The sequence below is a fragment of the Paracoccus marinus genome, assembly GCF_007018965.1.
Classification (GTDB): domain Bacteria; phylum Pseudomonadota; class Alphaproteobacteria; order Rhodobacterales; family Rhodobacteraceae; genus Paracoccus; species Paracoccus marinus.
The window spans coordinates 274944-292738 of record NZ_VJYZ01000033.1 but is presented as its reverse complement, the minus strand read 5'-3'; the positions used below and the strand labels follow the sequence as shown (position 1 = coordinate 292738).

General features: G+C 70.1%; 15 protein-coding genes. 8 read left to right on the top strand and 7 right to left on the bottom strand.

Annotated elements, in window-relative coordinates:
• The first annotated feature begins 4 nt into the window (after positions 1-4).
• The 7 genes from FNF32_RS13645 (at position 5) to FNF32_RS13615 (ending at position 8781) form a co-directional block, all read left to right on the top strand.
• Positions 5-430 carry a GNAT family N-acetyltransferase gene (locus FNF32_RS13645; RefSeq protein WP_131672935.1) on the top strand — a complete coding sequence of 142 codons (426 nt, stop codon included), beginning with the start codon at positions 5-7 and terminating at the stop codon, positions 428-430.
• 135 nt (positions 431-565) lie between these two features.
• Positions 566-1579: a BMP family lipoprotein gene (locus tag FNF32_RS13640; RefSeq protein WP_131672936.1), complete on the top strand. Its 1014-nt coding sequence runs from the start codon at positions 566-568 to the stop codon at positions 1577-1579.
• The gene (locus FNF32_RS13635) at positions 1576-3294 is read left to right on the top strand and encodes an ABC transporter ATP-binding protein (protein WP_131672937.1); all 1719 of its coding nucleotides are present in this window, start codon (positions 1576-1578) and stop codon (positions 3292-3294) included. The genes FNF32_RS13640 and FNF32_RS13635 overlap by 4 nt, the downstream gene beginning before the upstream one ends.
• Entirely contained in the window at positions 3294-4373 is a 1080-nt protein-coding gene (locus FNF32_RS13630; protein ID WP_131672938.1) for an ABC transporter permease, read from the top strand. The genes FNF32_RS13635 and FNF32_RS13630 overlap by 1 nt, the downstream gene beginning before the upstream one ends.
• Positions 4373-5338, top strand: a complete 966-nt coding sequence (locus tag FNF32_RS13625; protein ID WP_131672939.1) for an ABC transporter permease — start codon at positions 4373-4375, stop codon at positions 5336-5338. Before FNF32_RS13630 ends, FNF32_RS13625 begins: the two co-directional genes overlap by 1 nt.
• Positions 5339-5457: 119 nt before the next feature.
• Complete coding sequence (gene gyrB, locus FNF32_RS13620; protein ID WP_131672940.1) at positions 5458-7893, top strand: DNA topoisomerase (ATP-hydrolyzing) subunit B; 2436 nt, start codon at positions 5458-5460, stop codon at positions 7891-7893.
• A 171-nt stretch (positions 7894-8064) separates the two neighbouring features.
• Positions 8065-8781, top strand: a complete 717-nt coding sequence (locus FNF32_RS13615) for an outer membrane protein (protein WP_131672941.1) — start codon at positions 8065-8067, stop codon at positions 8779-8781.
• A gap of 95 nt (positions 8782-8876) precedes the next feature.
• Here the strand turns inward: FNF32_RS13615 and pdeM are convergent, their stop codons facing one another.
• Genes pdeM through FNF32_RS13590 form a run of 5 tightly spaced genes read right to left on the bottom strand, consistent with a single transcriptional unit; the run spans position 8877 to position 15543 of the window.
• Entirely contained in the window at positions 8877-9563 is a 687-nt protein-coding gene (gene pdeM / locus FNF32_RS13610; RefSeq protein WP_143796695.1) for a ligase-associated DNA damage response endonuclease PdeM, read from the bottom strand.
• A 9-nt stretch (positions 9564-9572) separates the two neighbouring features.
• A complete protein-coding gene (locus FNF32_RS13605) occupies positions 9573-12077 on the bottom strand; it encodes a ligase-associated DNA damage response DEXH box helicase (RefSeq protein WP_143796694.1) in 2505 nt (834 codons plus the stop codon).
• Positions 12074-13786 (bottom strand): cisplatin damage response ATP-dependent DNA ligase, encoded by a 1713-nt coding sequence (locus tag FNF32_RS13600; protein WP_131674956.1) that lies wholly within the window; start codon positions 13784-13786, stop codon positions 12074-12076. The genes FNF32_RS13605 and FNF32_RS13600 overlap by 4 nt, the downstream gene beginning before the upstream one ends.
• The gene (locus FNF32_RS13595; protein ID WP_131674957.1) at positions 13783-14778 is read right to left on the bottom strand and encodes a ligase-associated DNA damage response exonuclease; all 996 of its coding nucleotides are present in this window, start codon (positions 14776-14778) and stop codon (positions 13783-13785) included. The genes FNF32_RS13600 and FNF32_RS13595 overlap by 4 nt, the downstream gene beginning before the upstream one ends.
• 36 nt (positions 14779-14814) lie before the next feature.
• Positions 14815-15543, bottom strand: a complete 729-nt coding sequence (locus tag FNF32_RS13590) for a helix-turn-helix transcriptional regulator (protein WP_131674958.1) — start codon at positions 15541-15543, stop codon at positions 14815-14817.
• Positions 15544-15604: 61 nt separating this feature from the next.
• Between FNF32_RS13590 and FNF32_RS13585 the strand changes: the two genes are divergently transcribed.
• Positions 15605-16225 (top strand): glutathione S-transferase family protein, encoded by a 621-nt coding sequence (locus tag FNF32_RS13585; RefSeq protein WP_131674959.1) that lies wholly within the window; start codon positions 15605-15607, stop codon positions 16223-16225.
• Here the strand turns inward: FNF32_RS13585 and FNF32_RS13580 are convergent.
• Together FNF32_RS13580 and mobA are read right to left on the bottom strand one after the other, a co-directional pair.
• On the bottom strand, positions 16150-17103 hold the full coding sequence (locus FNF32_RS13580; RefSeq protein WP_131674960.1) for a DMT family transporter: 954 nt from the start codon (positions 17101-17103) through the stop codon (positions 16150-16152). The genes FNF32_RS13585 and FNF32_RS13580 overlap by 76 nt on opposite strands.
• Before the next feature lie 65 nt (positions 17104-17168).
• Positions 17169-17783 carry a molybdenum cofactor guanylyltransferase MobA gene (gene mobA, locus FNF32_RS13575; protein ID WP_131674976.1) on the bottom strand — a complete coding sequence of 205 codons (615 nt, stop codon included), beginning with the start codon at positions 17781-17783 and terminating at the stop codon, positions 17169-17171.
• Positions 17784-17795: the final 12 nt, after the last annotated feature.

The window sequence follows — 17795 nt, the reverse complement described above, 5'->3', positions numbered from 1 at the left end:
TCCCATGCCCCCCGCCGACATCACCATTGCCGACCTGGCCGCGCTGCACGCGCGCTGCTTCACCCACCCCCGCCCGTGGTCGGCGGCCGAGATCGAGGACATGGCGTCGCTGCCCGGCGCGTTCCTGCTGGTGCGCCCGAACGCCTTCCTGATCGGCCGCACCGCCGCCGACGAGGCCGAGCTGCTGACGCTCGCGGTCGAGCCGTCGGCGCGCCGCCAGGGCCTTGGCCGGACGCTCGTGGACGAATTCGACGCGGTCGCCCGCGTGCGGGGCGCGGCGCGGGGTTTTCTCGAGGTGGCGTCCGACAACGCGGCGGCGCAGGCGCTGTATGCGGGCGCGGGCTGGGCACGGACCGGGCGCAGGCGCGATTACTACGGCGCCGGGATCGACGCGCTGACGATGGGAAAGTCGCTGGAACGAAGCCCTTAACCCCACGGCACGAATCCCGTTGACGCCCCGGCCCCCGATTGCGCTAATCTTCGCAATCTGGCAGTCGCGGGCAGCCCGCCCCCGAATGCCGCCATGGCGGCAGGTTCGACAGCTGCCCACGCGAAAGGTGCCCCGATGAGCCTTCTGAAATCCCTTCTGGCCGGTGGCGCGACGCCCGCCCTGACCGTCGCCCTGGCCGTCGCCGCGACCGCCACCGGCGCGCTGGCCGAGCCCGCGCTGATCTTCGATCTCGGCGGCAAGTTCGACAAGTCGTTCAACGAGGCCGCCTTTGCCGGCGCGCAGCGCTGGGTCGAGGAAACCGGCGGCACCTACAAGGAACTGGAAATGCAGTCCGAGGCACAGCGCGAACAGGCGCTGCGCCGGCTGGCCGAAACCGGCGCGAACCCGATCGTGACGACCGGCTTCGCCTTTGCCGACGTGCTGAACCAGGTCGCGCCCGACTATCCCGACACCCGCTTCGTCATCATCGACACCGTGGTCGAACAGCCGAACGTGCAATCGGTCGTCTACAGCGAGCCCGAGGGGTCGTACCTCGCGGGAATCCTTGCCGGGATGTCGTCGAAATCCGGCACCGCCGGCTTCATCGGCGGCATGGACATCCCGCTGATCCACAAGTTCCAGTGCGGCTACGCGCAGGGCTTCATGGCCGCGCGGCCCGACGGCAAGATCGTGACCAACTTCACCGGCACCACGCCCGCCGCCTGGAACGACCCGGTGAAGGGCGCGGAGCTCGCCCGCGCCCAGATCTCGCAGGGCGCCGACGTGATCTATGCCGCCGCCGGCGGCACCGGCATCGGCGTGCTGCAGGCGGCGGCCGACGCCAACGTCCTGTCGGTCGGCGTCGACAGCAACCAGAACCACCTGCACCCGGGCAAGGTCCTGACCTCGGTCCTCAAGCGCGTGGACAACTCGGTCTACGAGGCGTTCAAGGCCGGCACGGCGGTCGAGCCGGGCGTGAAGGTCATGGACCTCAAGTCCGACGGCGTGGGGCTCGCGATGGACGACAACAACAAGCCGCTCATCACGCCCGAGATGATGGCCGCGGTCGAGGACGCCACGGCCAAGATCGTCGCCGGCGAGACCAAGGTCCACGACTACATGACCGACAACGCCTGCCCGGCGGGATGACCCTGGGCGTCGAACATCGACCGGGGCCCGCTGAAGGCCCCGGCTCCCGCACGGGCGTGCCCGCGCCCTTGCCCGCGCCCGGCCCTGCGATCGAGCTGCGCGGCATTTCCAAGGCGTTCGGCCCGGTGCAGGCCAACAAGGACATCGACCTGACGGTCGCGCGCGGGTCGATCCACGGCATCGTGGGCGAGAACGGCGCGGGCAAGTCCACGCTGATGTCGATCCTCTACGGCTTCTACCGCCCCGACGCGGGCACGATCCGCATCGGCGGGCGCGAGATCGCGATCACCGACAGCCAGACCGCGATCCGCGCAGGCATCGGCATGGTGTTCCAGCACTTCAAGCTGGTCCCGAACTTCACCGTCCTGGAAAACGTGATCCTCGGGGCCGAGGACGGGCCCTGGCTGCGCCGGTCGCTGTCGCGCGCGCGGGGCGAATTACAGCGGCTGGCCGCCGACTACGACCTGCAGGTCGATCCCGACCGGCCGGTGGAAACGCTGTCCGTGGGCCACCAGCAGCGGGTCGAAATCCTCAAGGCGCTGTATCGGCAGGCCGAGATCCTGATCCTGGACGAACCGACCGGCGTCCTGACCCCGGCCGAGGCCGACCACTTGTTCCGCATCCTCGGCGGCCTGCGCGACCAGGGCAAGACCATCGTCCTGATCACCCACAAGCTGCGCGAGATCATGGACATCACCGACACCGTCAGCGTCATGCGGCGCGGCGAGATCGTGGCGACCATGCCCACGCGCGACACCTCGCCCGAAAAGCTGGCCGAGGCGATGGTGGGTCGCAAGGTGCTTCTGGACAGCGGCAAGACGCCCGCCGCGCCCGGCCCCGCGGTCCTCGACCTGCGCGGCCTGCGGATGGTGGACAAGGACGGGGTCGAGCGCCTGCGCGGCATCGACCTGACCCTGCGCGCGGGCGAGATCCTGGGCCTCGCCGGGGTCAGCGGCAACGGGCAGAGCGCGCTTCTGGAAATCCTCGGCGGCTACCCCGAGCCGGGCGCCAGGGTCGAGGGCTCGCTGACGCTGAACGGCCGGCCCCTGCCGCTTACCCGCACCGACGCGGGCGCGCGGCGTGATGCAGGCGTCGGCCACATCCCCGAGGACCGGCAGGCCGAAGGGCTCATCATGGACTTCGCCGCCTGGGAAAACACCGCCTTCGGCTATCACGACCGCGCCCGCTACGGGCGCGGCTGGCTGATGGACACCGGCGCGATGCGGGCCGAGGCCGCGGCGTGGATGGAACAGTTCGACGTGCGCCCGCGCGACCCCGACCTCGCGTCCCGCAACTTCTCGGGCGGCAACCAGCAGAAGCTGGTCGTCGCGCGCGAGATCGAGAACGATCCGGCCGTCCTTCTGATCGGCCAGCCCACGCGCGGCGTGGACATCGGCGCGATCGAGTTCATCCACCGCCGCATCATCGCGCTACGCGACGCCGGCCGCGCGATCCTGCTGGTCAGCGTGGAACTGGACGAGATCATGCAGCTGTCCGACCGGATCGCGGTGATGTTCGACGGCCGCATCATGGGCGAGCGCCTGCCCGGCCAGACCGACGCGGGCGAACTGGGCCTGCTGATGGCCGGCTGCGATCCGGCGACGACGCGGCCGCAGGACGGGATCCCGCCGGAAGCCGCGGCCCCCGACCGCCCCGCCGGACAGCCGTCCGACGCCGGGCCCGCCTCGCCTTCGCCTTCCAAGGGGATCATCTGATGACCCGCCTGCCCCGCTGGGCCGACATCGTCCTGACGCCGCTTCTGTCGCTGGTTCTGGCCTTCGCCATCTCGGCGCTGGTGATCCTCGCCATCGGCGAGAACCCTTGGACCGCGCTCAGGACCATGGTCACGGGCGCGCTGGGGTCCAGCTACGGCTGGGGCTTTACGCTGTATTACGCGACGAACTTCATCTTCACCGCGCTGGCCGTCGCAGTCGCGAGCCACGCGGGGCTGTTCAACATCGGGGCCGAGGGGCAGGCGACGCTGGGCGGACTTGGCGTCGCGCTGGTGGCGCTGGCGCTGCCGTGGCCGCACTGGGGGGTGGCGCTGCCCGCCGCGATGATCGGGGCGGCGCTGTTCGGCGCGGCGTGGGCGTTCATCCCGGCGATCCTGCAGGCGAAACGCGGCAGCCACATCGTCATCACGACGATCATGTTCAACTTCATCGCAGCGGCACTGCTGAACTACGTCCTTGTCAACCTGATGCGCCCCGCGGGCAGCATGGACCCGGCGTCCGCCCGGTTCCCCGACAGCACGCGCCTGCCCAAGCTGACCGACCTTGCCGCTGGCGTCGGGGTCGAATGGGGCAAGAACACCCCCGCCAACATCACCTTCCTGATCGCCGTCGCCGCCTGCGTGGTGGTCTGGCTGCTGATCTGGCGCACGAGGCTCGGCTACGAGATCCGGTCCTTCGGCCGGTCCGAGCGCGCCGCCCGCTACGCCGGCATCTCGCCGGTGCGGATCACCGTCGTCGCGATGATGATCTCGGGCGCGCTCGCCGGCCTCATGGCCGTCAACAACGTCATGGGCGAGGCGGAGCGGCTGCTTCTGAACAGCGTCGAGGGCGCGGGCTTCATCGGCATCGCCGTCGCGCTGATGGGGCGCAACCATCCCTTCGGCATCCTGCTGGCGGCGCTGCTGTTCGGGTTCCTGTACCAGGGCGGCGGGGAACTGGCGCTGTGGACGTCGATCCCGCGCGAGCTGATTACCGTGATCCAGGCGCTCGTGATCCTGTTCACCGGGTCCTTGGACAACATGGTGCGGATGCCGCTTGAACGGCTGTGGGGGCGGCGCTGATGGACGTAGCGACCGTCATCCAGATCCTCGACAGCGCCGTGCGGCTGATGACGCCGCTGCTGCTGGCGTGCCTTGCCGGGCTGTTTTCCGAACGCTCGGGCATCTTCGACATCGGGCTGGAAGGCAAGATGCTGATGGCGGCCTTCGCCTCGGCCGCCGCGGCCGCCGTCACCGGCAATGTCTGGATCGGTCTTGCGGCGGGGGTCGCGGGGTCGCTGGCGCTGTCGCTGATCCACGGGGCCGCGTCGATCACCTTCCGCGGCAACCAGCTGATTTCGGGCGTCGCGATCAACTTCCTCGCCTCGGGCCTGACCGTGCTGCTGGGCCAGACGTGGTTCGGCCTTGGCGGCCGCACCCCGGCGCTGGAAGGGGCGGCGCGGTTCGCCGAATGGAAGCTGCCCTTTGCCGACCGGATCGCGCCCGTGCCGGTGATCGGGCCGCTGTATTCCGACGTGCTGTCGGGCCATACGCCGCTGGTCTATGCCGCGCTGCTGGCGGTGCCCGCGACGTGGTGGCTGCTTTACCGCACCCGCTTCGGGCTGCGGCTGCGGGCCGTGGGCGAAAACCCCGCCTCGGTCGATACGGCGGGCGTGTCGGTCACGCGCCTGCGCTGGACCGCCATCGCCATCACCGGGCTGCTGACCGGGCTTGCGGGCGCGTATCTCGCGACCGGCCTGTCTGCGGGCTTCGTCAAGGAGATGTCGGCGGGGCGCGGCTACATCGCGCTGGCGGCGCTGATCTTCGCCAACTGGCGGCCGTGGCGCGCGTTGGGGGCCACGTTCCTGTTCGGGCTGATGGAGGCTGTGGCGAACCGTTTTCCGAACATCGACCTTGGTCCGTTCACCGTGCCGTCCATGTTCATGAACGCGCTGCCCTACATCCTGACGGTCATCATCCTGGCCGGTTTCATCGGCCGCGCGACGCCGCCGCGCGCGGGCGGCGAGCCCTACGTCAAGGAACGCTGACGACCGGGCGTGCCACCCCCTGCACGCATGGCGGAAACCCGCAAAATATTGTGTGTTTCTCGTGACATTGCGGGTCGTCATCGCTATATCATGCTGGTCAACGGCAGGATAAAAGACGCATGAGCGCAGCTTCCGTGCAGCCGAACGCATACGGCGCCGAATCCATCAAGGTTCTCAAGGGACTGGAGGCCGTTCGCAAGCGGCCCGGCATGTATATCGGCGATACCGACGACGGGTCGGGTCTGCACCACATGGTCTACGAGGTCGTGGACAACGGCATCGACGAGGCGCTGGCCGGTCATGCCGACTATGTCCACGTCAAGATTCACGCCGACAGCAGCGTGTCGGTGCGCGACAACGGCCGCGGCATCCCCGTCGGCATGCACCCGACCGAGGGCGTGAGCGCGGCCGAGGTCATCATGACCCAGCTGCACGCGGGCGGGAAGTTCGACCAGAACAGCTACAAGGTGTCGGGCGGGCTGCACGGCGTCGGCGTCTCGGTCGTGAATGCGCTGTCGGAGTGGCTGGAACTGCGGATCTGGCGCGACGGCAAGGAACACTACGCCCGGTTCGAGCATGGCGACACGGTTGAACACCTGCGCGTCGTGGGCGATGCGCCGGGCGAGACGGGGACCGAGGTGCGTTTCCTCGCCTCCACCCGCGAGGACGGCAAGACCGGCACCTTCCTCAATCTCGACTACCACGTCAGGACGCTTGAAAACCGCCTGCGCGAGCTTGCGTTCCTGAACTCCGGCGTCCGCATCATTCTGGAAGACGACCGCCCGGCCGAGCCGATCCACACCGAGCTGTTCTACGAAGGCGGCGTGCGCGAGTTCGTGAAATACCTCGACCGCAGCAAGACCGCCGTCACCTCCGAGCCGATCTTCATCACCGGCGAGCGTGGCGGGATCGGCGTCGAGGTCGCGATGTGGTGGAACGACAGCTACCACGAGACGGTGCTGCCCTTCACCAACAACATCCCCCAGCGCGACGGCGGCACCCACATGGCGGGTTTCCGCGGCGCGCTGACGCGGGTCGTGAACACCTACGCGCAGACCAGCGGGATCGCGAAAAAGGAAAAGGTGGACTTCACCGGCGACGACGCGCGCGAGGGGCTGACCTGCGTGCTGTCCGTGAAGGTGCCGGACCCCAAGTTTTCCAGCCAGACCAAGGACAAGCTGGTCTCGTCCGAGGTGCGGCCGGCGGTCGAGAACCTCGTGAACGAGAAGCTGGCCGAGTGGTTCGAGGAACATCCGGCGGAAGCGAAGTCGATCCTTGGCAAGATCGTCGAGGCGGCGCTGGCGCGCGAGGCGGCGCGCAAGGCGCGCGAACTCACGCGGCGCAAGACGGCGATGGACGTGGCCTCGCTGCCCGGCAAGCTGGCCGACTGCCAGGAGAAGGACCCGGCGCTGAGCGAATTGTTCATCGTCGAGGGCGACTCGGCCGGCGGGTCCGCCAAGCAGGGCCGGTCGCGCCAGAACCAGGCCGTGCTGCCCTTGCGCGGCAAGATCCTGAACGTGGAACGCGCGCGCTTCGACCGGATGCTGTCGTCGGACATGATCGGCACGCTCATCACCGCGCTGGGGACCGGGATCGGTCGCGACGAGTTCAACCTGTCCAAGCTGCGCTACCACAAGATCGTCATTATGACCGACGCCGACGTGGACGGCGCGCATATCCGCACGCTGCTGCTGACGTTCTTCTTCCGCCAGATGCCCGAGCTGATCGAGGCCGGGCACCTGTATATCGCGCAGCCGCCGCTTTACAAAGTCGCGCGGGGCCGGTCCGAGGTCTATCTGAAGGACGAGGCCGCGCTTGAGGACTACCTGATCCAGCAGGGGGTCGAGGGCGCGGCGCTGCGCTTGGGCTCGGGTGAGGAAATCGTGGGCCAGGACCTCGCCCGCGTGGTCGAGGAGGCGCGGACGGCACGCCGGGTTCTGCGCGCCTATCCGACCCACTACCCGCCCCACATCACCGAACAGGCCGCGATCGCCGGCGCGCTGGTGCCCGGCCGCGTCGATCAGGACGCGCAGGGCGTGGCGTCGGCCGTGGCCGAGCGGCTGGACATGATCGCCGCCGAATACGAGCGCGGCTGGTCGGGCCGTCCGACGCAGGACGCTGGCATCCGTCTGGCGCGGATGCTGCGCGGCGTCGAAGAGGCGCGGACGCTGGAAGGGCCGATGCTGCGGTCGGGCGAAAGCCGCCGTCTGGGCGCGATGACGCAGGCGCTGCAGGACGTGTATGCCCGCCCCGCCCGTCTGGTCCGCAAGGACCGCGACACCGTCATCAACGGGCCGCTGTCGCTTTTGCAGGCGATCTTCCTTGAAGGAGAAAAGGGCCTCAGCCTGCAACGCTACAAGGGCCTGGGCGAGATGAACCCGGAACAGCTGTGGGAAACCACGCTCGATCCGGTCGCCCGCACCATGCTGCAGGTGCGGATCGAGGATGTGGCGGAAGCCGAGGACATCTTTTCCAAGCTGATGGGCGACGTGGTCGAGCCGCGCCGCGATTTCATCCAGACCAATGCGCTGAGCGTCGAAAATCTGGACACATAGGCGATTCGGCTTTACTCAACCCACGGGTGAGCTATGGCCGAAAAGCGACACCTTGGAAAAAACGGGGTGGGCGCGGGTTGCCCGACGACCCCCCGGGCCGCTAAACACGTTGGCGAGGGTATGGCTGCCGCCTGTCCGGATCCTGCAAAGTTCGTTTTTGGGAGACTGTCGATGCGTATCACCACCCTCTCGCTCGCCGCCGCATTCGCGCTCGGCTTCACCGCCTCGGCGCAGGCAGGTGGCTACGCTGCCCCGGTTGTCGAGGTCGAGCCCGCGACGCCCGTCGTCGTCGAACCCGCCGTCGGTAACTGGCAGGGCGGCTATGTCGGTGCGACGCTCGGCTACGCCTTTGGCGGCGACGACCGCATCGGTCTCTTCACGCCCGCCGACAGCCTTATCGGCAACCTGGGCGACGCCGAGCTTTCGGGCGCCAACATCGGCGTTCGCGTCGGCTATCGCTGGCAGCGCGACCGCGTCGTGTTCGGCCCGGAACTGTCCTACCAGGGCGGCGACATCTCGGACGACTTCGATTTCGCACTGGGCGGCGTCGGTGCCGGCGACTTCGAAAGCGAAGTCGACAGCGTCCTCGCGATCAAGTTCAAGACCGGCTACCAGGTGCGCCCCGACACGCTGATCTACGGCATCGCCGGCTATCAGAAGGGCGACTTCACCTACTCGTCGGGCGACAACGAGGCCGAATATGACGCCGACGGCTACGTGATCGGTCTGGGCGCCGAAAAGATGGTCAGCGAGCGCATGTCGATCACCGGCGAATACGAATACAGCGACTTCGGCACCACCGAGGTCGATGTGACCACCGGCGGCGTCTACACCAACGCGACGCCCAGCTTCCACAACCTCAAGGTCGGCGTGAACTTCAAGTTCTGATCGCACCACCATTGAACTTCGGGCCGCGCCTTCGGGTGCGGCCTTTTTCTTTTTGGCCACCCGCTCCGATCCCGCGAGCCGACGCTGACGCGTCGTCAACGTCCGGTGCGAACCGCCCGTGACCGCTGCACCCCCAAGGGCAGCGGCAGGGCCCGGTGCAGGCAGGCGACCGCGAACCCCGGCCCCACCAGTCCCGACAGCGCCGGGTCGTCGGCCGCGAGCCCGCCGGTGTAGCTGCCGAACGCGGGCAGGATCAGGTGGTCCGCCCCCACCAGCGCCGCCCGCCTGCGCGCGCCGGCCAGGGGCACGACGGGATGGAAATGGCCGCTGATGTCCGGCCCCTGCCCTGCGGTGGCGATATGGCGCAGCGTGACCGCGCCCAGCCGCACCTCGACCGCCTGCCGCCCCGGCAGGACGCCGGGCCGGACGGACGGATCGTGGTTCCCCGCGACCCACAGCCAGTCCCAGCCCTGCGAAAGCCGGGCAAGCTGGCCCGCCACGTCATCGTCCAGCGCCGCCGCGGCCGCATCGTCGTCGAACCCGTCGCCCAGGCTCACGACGCAGGCGGGGGCAAGGGCGCCGATCTCCTCGGCCAGGCGGCGCAGCGTCTCGACCCCGTCATAGGGCGGCAGCAGCGCGCCGCCGCGCCGCGCCATCCGCTCGGACTTGCCCAGATGCAGGTCGGCCACGATCAGCCAGCGCCCGGCGGGCCACCACAGCGCGCCAGAACAGCGCGCCTCGAGCGTGAGCCCGTGCCAGTCGAACCGGAACCCCGTCGTCATCCGCAGCCCTCAGCGCGCCAGCGGCACGGTCCGCGGCCGTCCGCGTCCCGCGCGGCGCCGGGGCGTGGCCGCGGGTTGCGGCCGCGCCGCGCGCATTCCGTCCAGCCCCGCCGCCTGCGCGGCAAGATCGGGATCGTCCGTCAGCGTCAGGCCCGCGTCGCGCATCATCGCCTCTGCCTCTTCCTCGGCCAGCCGCATCCGGCCCTGGCCCTCGATCCTGACGCGCCCCATTTCCAGCATCAGGGGCGCGGCCAGCGGGGATACGCGGTCAAGCATCCGGTGGTCAAGCGCGGCCGAGCGGTCCAGCATCTCCTCGATCCGGCCGAAATCGACCAGCCCCCGCGCCGCCTCGGTCGCGGTCACGCGCAGCAACAGGTGGTCGGGGTCGTAGCGCCTGAGCGTGTCATACAGGATATCGCTGGAAAACGTCGCCTGCTTGCCCGACCGCCGCGCGCCCGGCATGTTGCGCTGGATCAGCCCCGACACGATCGCCACGTTGCGGAAGGTCCGCTTCATGACCGCGTTTCCGCCAAGCCACGCCCCCAGCCCCTCGCGCAAGCCGTCCCGGTCCAGCAGCGGGGCGGGATCGGTCACCGAATCGACCGACCATATCAGCAGCGCATAGTCGGTGGACAGAAACCCCAGCGGCCCCAGCCCCGCCACTTCCATCGTGCGCGTCATCAAGAGGCCCAGCGTCTGCAGCGCATTGCGGCCCGCGAACCCGTAAAGCGCAAAGTGCCAGCGCCCGTCATAGCGAAAGCTTTCCGTGACCAGCGCTCCGGGGCGCGGCAGCGCCGACATCTCGGCCTGCAGCGCCAGCCACTCGCGGGTGTTTTCGGGCAGGCCGTCCCACTGCGCGCGATCGCCGATCAGCGCCAGCACGCGGTGGCTGAGCTCGGTCGAGGTCGCGAGCTTCAGCCCGCCGAACACGGCGATCTTCGGCTGCTTGTGCGGGTTCGGCGACACTTCCAGCGTCAGTTCGCGCAAGCCCTCGTAGCGGACTGTCTGGCCGCCGGTCAGGAAGGTATCGCCCGGCACCAGCGTCGCGGCAAAGGCTTCCTCGACCTCGCCCAGCAGGCCGCCGCCGCGCTTCCAGCGGACCTTCAGCATCTCGGCCTCGACGATGGTGCCGACGTTCATCCGCAGATCGCGCGCGGCGCGGGGGTCGCGCAGGCCCCACAGGCCGCCCCGCTCGACCAGCCGCTGCCAGCGGTCATAGGCTTTCAGCGCATAACCCCCGGTCGCGCAGAACTGCACGCAGTCGTCGAAGTCGGCGCGGGACAGATCGCGGTATGGGCCCGCCGCCCGCACCTCGTCGTAAAGCGCCCCCGCCTCGAACGGCCCCGCGCAGGCGGTCAGCAGGATATGCTGGCACAGCACGTCCAGCGGCCCCGGGCCGCGCGCGTCGCCGTCCAGATCATGCGCGCGCACCGCTTCCAGCGCGGCCACGCATTCGATCACCTCAAACCGGTTCGCGGGCACGATCCGCGCCCGCGAGGGCGCGTTGTAGCGGTGGTTCGCGCGCCCGATCCGCTGCACCAGCCGCTTGACGTTCTTGGGCGCGCCCACCTGGATTACCAGATCGACGTTGCCCCAGTCGATCCCCAGGTCAAGGCTGCCGGTCGCGATCACGGCCCGCAATTCGCCCGCCGCCATCGCCGCCTCGACCCGCGCCCGCGCCTCGCGCGCAAGGCTGCCGTGGTGCAGGCCGATCGGCAGGTTGTCCTCGTTCGCGGCCCAGATCGCCTGAAAGAACAGCTCCGCCTGCGCGCGGGTGTTGATGAAGACGATGGTCGTGTTCGCCCCCCGGATCGCGTCCAGCACGTCGGGCACCGCGTAATGCCCGCCGCCCCCGGCCCATGGCGCGGGGCGAGAGGTCGCGAGCATCTCGATGTCCGGGTCGGGCCCCGGATCGGCATTGATCACCCGCGCGCCCCCCATGAACGCGGCGAGCGCCTCCGGGTCCTCGACCGTCGCCGACAGGCCGGTCGCGGTCAGCCCGGGCGACAGGGTCCGCAGCCGCGCGAGCCCCAGCATCAGCTGGTCGCCGCGCTTGTTCTCGGCCAGCGCATGCAGTTCGTCCAGCACCACCCGGCGCACGTTCCCGAAGATGCGCGGCGCTTCCGGGTAGCTGAGCATCAGGGCAAGGCTTTCCGGCGTCGTCAGCAGGATCTGCGGCGGATCGGTGCGCTGCCGCTGTCGGGCGGCGCTGCGGGTGTCGCCGGTCCGGTCCTCGACCCGGATCGGCAGACCCAGGTCGGCCACGGGCCGCGCGAGGTTGCGCCCGATATCCGCCGTCAGCGCCTTGAGGGGCGAGACATAGAGCGTATGCAAGCCCTGATGCCCGCCCGCGAGATCGACCAGCGACGGCAGGAACCCCGCCAGCGTCTTGCCGCCGCCGGTCGGCGCGATCAGCAGCGTGTCCCCCTGCGCCTCCAGCAGCGCAAGCTGGTGGGGATGCGGCGACCAGCCTTGCCGGGCGAACCAGTCCTGAAACTCGGGCGGCAGCGTCATCGGCTGCCCTTGGGCGGCTCCCCCTCCCCATCTTCTGTCCCCAAGTATCCCGCCGGGGCACGGGGGCGCGCAGCCCCCGGTTCATCCTCGCCGCCCGCGCGCTTCGTGCGCCCGTGCCGCGTCCCGGCCCGCGCCGCGTCCGCCGCAAAGACGTTCGGCGCGTCGATCATCGCCTCCAGCGTTTCCAGGCGGTCGGCCTCGGCCACCGGCTTGTCCCAGCGGATCCGCGCAACGCGGGGAAAGCGCATCGCCACCCCCGACTTGTGCCGGGTGGACCGGTTCACCCCCTCGAACGCGACCTCGACCACCAGCTTGGGCGCGACGGCGCGGACGGGGCCGAAGCGTTCGGTGGTGTTGTTGCGCACGAAGCGGTCCAGTTCGCGCAGCTCCTCGTCGGTGAAGCCGAAATAGGCCTTGCCGACCGGCACCAGATCGGCGCCCGACCACAGGCCGAAGGTGAAGTCCGAATAGAACCCCGACCGCTTCCCGTGGCCGCGCTGCGCGTACATCATCACCGCGTCCACGACGCGCGGGTCGCGCTTCCACTTGAACCACGGGCCGCGCGGGCGGCCGCCGACGTAAGCGGCGTCGCGGCGCTTTATCATCACGCCCTCGATCACCGCGTCGGGCGGGTCGGCGCGCAGCGCGGCAAGGTCGTCCCACGTCCCGAACGGCAGAAGCCTTGAGATGTCGATCCGGTCGCTGCGGAAATCCGCGGCCTCCAGCACCGCGCGGCGGTCCATCAGCGGGCGCGGGCGCAGGTCCTCGCCGTTCCAGATCAGAAGGTCATAGACCCGCAGGCCCGCCGGGTGGCTTTCCAGCAGCGCGCGGCTGACAGTCTTGCGGTTCAGGCGCTGCTGCAGTTCGTTGAAGCTTGCGACCTCGCCCTGGCGGCGGACCAGCAGTTCGCCGTCCACCGCGCCTTCCCACGTCATTTCGTCGATGAGGTCGGGGAACGCGCCCGACACGTCCTCGCCGGTGCGGGAATAAAGCCGCCGCACCCCGCCCTCGCTGACCGCCTGCACGCGGATGCCGTCCCATTTCCATTCGGCCACATGCTCGGCCGGGTCAAGCGCGCGCAGTTCTTCAAGGTCCGTGGGCGTGGACAGCATCACCGGGCGGAACGGGGCGAGTGCCGCGCGGTCGGGGCGCGGGCCGCCGGTGACCCAGGCGAAGACCTCGGGGTATGGCGGCTTCAGGCCGTGCCAGACCTCCTCGATGTCGTCCAGCGTGGGTTCGCCCATCTGCGCCAGGGCGGTCCGCGCAAGGCGGCCCGACAGGCCGATCCGCAGGTTGCCGGTGGCGAGTTTCAGGAACGCCAGCCGCTCGGACGGCCCCAGCCGGTCCAGCACGCCCGCGATGGCGGACGGCAGCCCGGCCTTGCCGGTGGTTTCCAGCAGGTGCACGGCATCGGTCAGGGGCAGGTCGCCCACGGGCTCGCCGTCCCAGATGAGCGCGATGGTTTCCGCGAGGTCACCGACGAAATCATAGGACAGCGCGAACAGCTGCTCGTCGAACCGCTCGGCCACCAGCCCGCGCAACAGGCCCGGCGTCACCGCGCGCAGCTTCAGGTCGCCCGTCAGCGCGGCGAAGGCATAGCCGCGGTCGGGGTCGGGCGTGCGTTCCAGATAGTGCTGCAGGATCTGCAGCTTGGCGTTGCGGGAAGGCGTGAAGGCCAACCGCTCGAGCAGAAGCGCGAAGTCCTTCATTCCTCGTCCTCGTCATAGCCCACCAGCCGCAGCGGCCGCGCCCGCAGCTGATTGAGCGCGCACCAGCGCACCAGCGCCTCCTCGGCCCCGTGCGTGACCCATACCTCGTCGGGGCGAAGTTCAGTCAGCGTCTGCGTCAGCTGCGGCCAGTCAACGTGGTCCGAGATCACCAGCGGCAGTTCCACCCCGCGCTGCCGGGCACGGGCGCGCACCGCCATCCAGCCCGACGCGAACGAGATCACCGGATCGCGGAACCGCTGCACCCAAGGGGAGGCGAAGGCCGAGGGCGGGGCGATCACCACCTGCCCCTCGATCTCTTTCGGCGTCGTGGCGGGCAGCAGGTCGCCCAGATCGACGCCTTGCTCCACGTGATAGTCGGTCAGCCGCTGGATCGCGCCGTGCAGGTGGATCGGGCGGTCGTAGCCGGCAGCCCGCAGCAGCGCCATGACCCGCTGCGCCTTGCCCAGGGCATAGGCGCCGATCAGGTGGGCGCGGTCGGGAAACTCGGCCATGCTGGCCAGCAGCTTGGCCATCTCGGCCGCCGGGTCGGGGTGCTTGAACACCGGCAGGCCGAACGTCGCCTCGGTCACGAAGATGTCGCAGGGCACCGGCTCCCACGGGGCGCAGACCGGGTTCGGGGTGCGGCAGTAGTCGCCCGAGACGACGATCACCGGCCCCTTGTCGCAGGCGAGCCGGATCTGCGCCGACCCCAGCACGTGCCCCGCCGGATGGAAGCTGACCTCGACGCCGCCCACCCGCGCCGCGCCGTCGGCGACCTGCCGCGTCTCGCAGAAATCCTCGCCATAGCGGATCGCCATGATGTCAAGCGTCTGCCGCGTGGCCATGACCGCGCCGTGGCCCGCACGGGCGTGGTCGCCGTGGCCGTGGGTGATCAGCGCGCGGGGCACGGGGCGCACCGGGTCGATGAAGAAATCGCCGGCCGGGCAGTACAGCCCGGCATCGGTCGGATACAGGAAATCGTCGGCGCGCATCGGGTCAGAACGCGCAAGCGCCCGCCGGGTTCACCATCAAGCGCAGTCCCCCGGCGGGCTGTCCGCCACGGGAACAGGACGCGCGCCCCGCGATGCCGCGAACTCGCGCAGAAGCGCCACCCGGTGCGGGCGAAAGCTTTCGGCCCCGGCCACGACCGAGATCATGCGCGGCACGTGGAACATCCGGAAATCGCCCCGCAACCGGCACATCGCCGCCAGCAGCAGGCTGCTGTCCGAATAGCTGATGCCCAGCGGCCAGACCTCCCGGTCGGTGACGCGGTCGGCGGCGTCGCGATAGACGATCCGCAGCGACGTCTCGTCCCAGGAGGCGCGGCGGATCAGGTCCATGTCGATATGGGGCGGCACGACCTCGCCCCGCTCGGCGGCGAAGCTGCGCAGGACCGCGTGCATCGCCTGCTGCGCCTGCCGCTCGGGCAGGGTCGCGATGATCCGGGCCAGCGCCCCGCGCCCGGCCTGTGCCAGCGTCCCGTCGCCGGTGCGCGGCAGTTGCGCAACCGCGATCAGCAGCGCCTCGATTTCCAGGCGCGAGAAGCTTTGCGGCGGCAGCGCCGGGTCCTCTGTCAACCGGTAACCCACCCCCGCCTCGCCGTCGATCAGCGCGCCGCTGGCGCGCAGGGTGGCGATGTCGCGGTACAGCTGGCGCGGCGACACGCCGGTTTCATCGGCCAGCCGCGCGGCCGTCACCGGCGCGGGCAGGCGCCGCAGCGCATCCATCAGCCGCATCAGTCTGTCGGTCCGCGCCATGCTGTCGCCTTTTGTCAGCAGCCCCGGGCTAGAACCTGTCCGGCAAGCAAAGGAGCTTCACATGCCGACCTTCTACCACGCCCCGCACAGCCGCTCGACCGCGATCCTGACGCTGGTCCACGAACTTGGCGACCCCGCCGACCTCGACATCGTGCGCATCGACATCAGGCGCGGCGACGGGTCCGGCGCGTCCGATCCCGCGAACCCCCACCCCGAAGGCAAGGCGCCCGTCATCGTGGACGCCGGCGACATGATCCGCGAACGCGCCGCGATCATCGTCTGGCTGACCGAACGCTACCCCTCGGACCTTGCCCCGAATGCAGGCGAAAAGGGCCGCGGCCCGTTCCTGTCGTGGCTCGCCTGGTATGCCGGCGTGATGGAGCCTGTGGCGATCCTCGACTATCTCAAGATCGAGAACGAGGACCTGAAGGCCACGTTCCGCGACCTGCCGACCGCCGTGCAGCGCGTCGAAGAGGCGCTGGCGGACCGCCCCTATCTGCTCGGCGACACCTACAGCGCCGCCGACCTGCTGGTGGGCGGGGCGTTCGCGTTCTTCAGCCAGATGATCCCCGAAACCGGGCCGATAAGGGCGTGGGTGGACCGCTGTCAGGACCGCGATTCGGTGCGCCGCGCGGGCACCGAGGATGCCGAGTGGATGGCGCGGATGTCGTCCTCCGCCTGATAAGGCGGGGCGGCGGGCACCCGCGACAGCTGCACCATCAGGATGCCCGCCGCCACGATGGCCGACCCGATCACGTCGGACGCGCCGAAATGCTCGCCCAGAAGCGCCGCCGCGATGGCGACGCCGAAGGGCGGCGACAGGAAATGGAACGTGGCGGCGCGGACCGCCCCGATCCGCTTGACCAGCTGGAACCAGATGAACGTGGCCCCGATCCCCGGCGCGAGGATGGTGTAAAGAAGGGCCGCGCCCAGCGGCCCGCTCCACGCGATCGGGCGGCCGTGTTCCATGACCAGCGCGGGCAGCAGCAGCGCGGCGGCACCCACGCCCATCTGCACCCCCACCGCCATCAGGACGTTGCGCCCGCCGCCTGCGCCCCGCACCGCCAGCGTGGCCACTGCAAGTGCGACCACCGCCGCCACGCACAGAAGCGCGCCGTGCGGATCCAGCCCCTTCGTCAGCCGCACCCCCATGATGAGCGCGACCCCGAACAGCCCGGCAGCCAGCCCCAGCACCGCCAGCGGACGCAGCCGGTCGCCAAGAAACAGCCGCCCGAACAGCGCCACCAGCAGCGGCATCATCGAGGCGATGATCGACGCAGCCGACGCCTCGACCGTCTGCATCCCGATCCAGTTGAGGCCCAGGTAAAGCGCGTTCTGGCACAGGCCGAAGATCACCAGCGCCCACCACTCGCGGGGCGAGAACCGCGGCCGCTGCCCCAGCGCGAGGGCGATGCCGATGGCAAGCGCGGCCGAGATCCCGAACCGGATCACCAGCGCCGTCAAGGGCGGCGCGGCGGTGACGATCAGCCGCGTGCTGGTAAAGGCAGAGGCCCAGATCACCGCGAAGGTCACGCCCATCGCCAGTGCCTTGATGTCCATCCGCGTTCCTCCGCCCCGATCCGGGGGCCACTAGATGCAGCGCCCGGCGGAATGTCCACGGGGCTTCAGGCGGCGCGAGCGCGCCGCTCGGCGCGGACAAGGTCGTCGGGCGTGTTCACGTTGAAGAACGGGTCGTCGAGGAACGGATCGTCGAGGAACGGGTCGTCCCCGGTGAAATCCACCCGGCGCGCGCGGACGCTTTCGGCAAAGGCGACCGGACGGCGCATCCCGGCGGCAAGCGCGGCGCGCAGCGCGTCCCGCAGGTCCACGTCCCAGGAGGCCATCGTCGGATGGTCGCGCCCGGCATGGGTCGCGATCGCGACCGGCCCGCCCGCCCCGATCAGCGCCGCCGCCAGGTCGCGCGGCGCGAACGGGGTGTCGGCGGCGGCGGTCACGATGCGCCGGAATCCCTGCGCCGCGGCCCAGTCCATCCCGGCCAGCACCCCGGCAAGCGGGCCGGGCCGGTCCGGCACGCAATCGGCCAGCACCGGCAGCCCGAAGGGCGCGAAGCGCGCCGGATCGCCGTTCGCGCTGATTGCCCGCGCGCAGCCCAGCCGGGCGATCACATGCGCGATCATCGGCTGACCGGCCAGCGGCAGCAGCGCCTTGTCAATCGGCACGGGCCCCGCCTGCATCCGCCGCGACGCGCCGCCCGCCAGGATGATCCCCGCAAACTCCATCCCCGCATCCTG

Coding starts and splice junctions, on each gene's coding strand:
- gyrB (WP_131672940.1), top strand. CDS start 5,458: ATGAGCGCAGCTTCCGTGCAGCCGAACGCATACGGCGCCGAATCCATC.
- FNF32_RS13590 (WP_131674958.1), bottom strand. CDS start 15,543: ATGGCGCGGACCGACAGACTGATGCGGCTGATGGATGCGCTGCGGCGC.
- FNF32_RS13580 (WP_131674960.1), bottom strand. CDS start 17,103: ATGGACATCAAGGCACTGGCGATGGGCGTGACCTTCGCGGTGATCTGG.
- FNF32_RS13645 (WP_131672935.1), top strand. CDS start 5: ATGCCCCCCGCCGACATCACCATTGCCGACCTGGCCGCGCTGCACGCG.
- FNF32_RS13630 (WP_131672938.1), top strand. CDS start 3,294: ATGACCCGCCTGCCCCGCTGGGCCGACATCGTCCTGACGCCGCTTCTG.
- pdeM (WP_143796695.1), bottom strand. CDS start 9,563: ATGACGACGGGGTTCCGGTTCGACTGGCACGGGCTCACGCTCGAGGCG.
- FNF32_RS13640 (WP_131672936.1), top strand. CDS start 566: ATGAGCCTTCTGAAATCCCTTCTGGCCGGTGGCGCGACGCCCGCCCTG.
- FNF32_RS13615 (WP_131672941.1), top strand. CDS start 8,065: ATGCGTATCACCACCCTCTCGCTCGCCGCCGCATTCGCGCTCGGCTTC.
- mobA (WP_131674976.1), bottom strand. CDS start 17,783: ATGGAGTTTGCGGGGATCATCCTGGCGGGCGGCGCGTCGCGGCGGATG.
- FNF32_RS13600 (WP_131674956.1), bottom strand. CDS start 13,786: ATGAAGGACTTCGCGCTTCTGCTCGAGCGGTTGGCCTTCACGCCTTCC.
- FNF32_RS13595 (WP_131674957.1), bottom strand. CDS start 14,778: ATGCGCGCCGACGATTTCCTGTATCCGACCGATGCCGGGCTGTACTGC.
- FNF32_RS13585 (WP_131674959.1), top strand. CDS start 15,605: ATGCCGACCTTCTACCACGCCCCGCACAGCCGCTCGACCGCGATCCTG.
- FNF32_RS13605 (WP_143796694.1), bottom strand. CDS start 12,077: ATGACGCTGCCGCCCGAGTTTCAGGACTGGTTCGCCCGGCAAGGCTGG.
- FNF32_RS13635 (WP_131672937.1), top strand. CDS start 1,576: ATGACCCTGGGCGTCGAACATCGACCGGGGCCCGCTGAAGGCCCCGGC.
- FNF32_RS13625 (WP_131672939.1), top strand. CDS start 4,373: ATGGACGTAGCGACCGTCATCCAGATCCTCGACAGCGCCGTGCGGCTG.